The organism is Oleiphilus sp. HI0043 (assembly GCF_001634935.1).
Window position 1 is genome coordinate 1 of the sequence record NZ_LWEY01001676.1, and the last position, 873, is coordinate 873.

Consider the following 873-nt stretch of genomic DNA (forward strand, 5'->3'; position numbering starts at 1 on the left):
AACCAATTGAACTTTGTCGCCCAACTTTTCAGTTTGATACTTCCACCCATCCCAATCCGACTCGTCCTGACCGTCTTCAATAGAAACGATTGGATACTGGTCGCAAAGCTCAGCCAAATAATCAGAGAACTGCTCAGGGCTGAAAGCCTTACCTTCGCCTTTCATGTCGTATTTACCATCAACATAGAACTCAGTTGATGCACAGTCTAAGGCTAGCGTAATGTCTTTACCTAGCTCGTATCCTGCATTCGCTACAGCAACCTTGATTGCCGCCAATGCATCGGCATTAGAAGCCAAGTCAGGCGCAAAACCGCCCTCATCACCCACAGCGGTATTTAGACCTTGCTCACTTAATACCTTCTTCAAACCATGGAATATTTCAGCGCCCGCACGCAGTGCTTCGGCAAAAGTAGGAGCAGAAACTGGCTGAACCATAAACTCTTGGATATCAACATTGTTGTCTGCGTGCTCACCACCATTGATGATATTCATCATTGGCACAGGCATAGAGTACTGACCAGAAGTACCGTTTAGATCAGCAATATGCTCATAAAGCTCAACGCCTTTTTCTTGTGCTGCTGCTTTCGCTGCTGCCAAAGAAACCGCCAAAATTGCATTAGCACCCAGCTTAGCTTTATTCTCAGTACCGTCCAGATCCAACATAATTTGGTCTAAAGCTCGTTGATCGGTAACATCCTTACCTAATAACGCAGCCTTGATCTCTTCATTAATGCCGGCAACAGCCTTTAAAACACCTTTACCTAAATAACGACTCTTATCACCGTCTCTAAGCTCCAAGGCTTCACGAGAGCCTGTTGACGCACCAGAAGGAGCGCAAGCTGTACCCACCACACCAGACTCTAGAATCACATC

General features: G+C 46.2%; 1 protein-coding gene. It reads right to left on the bottom strand.

What is annotated here, in order from left to right:
- Positions 1-873, bottom strand: an 873-nt coding sequence (gene eno, locus A3729_RS25455) for a phosphopyruvate hydratase (RefSeq protein ID WP_068634416.1), incomplete at both ends; no start/stop codon positions are given.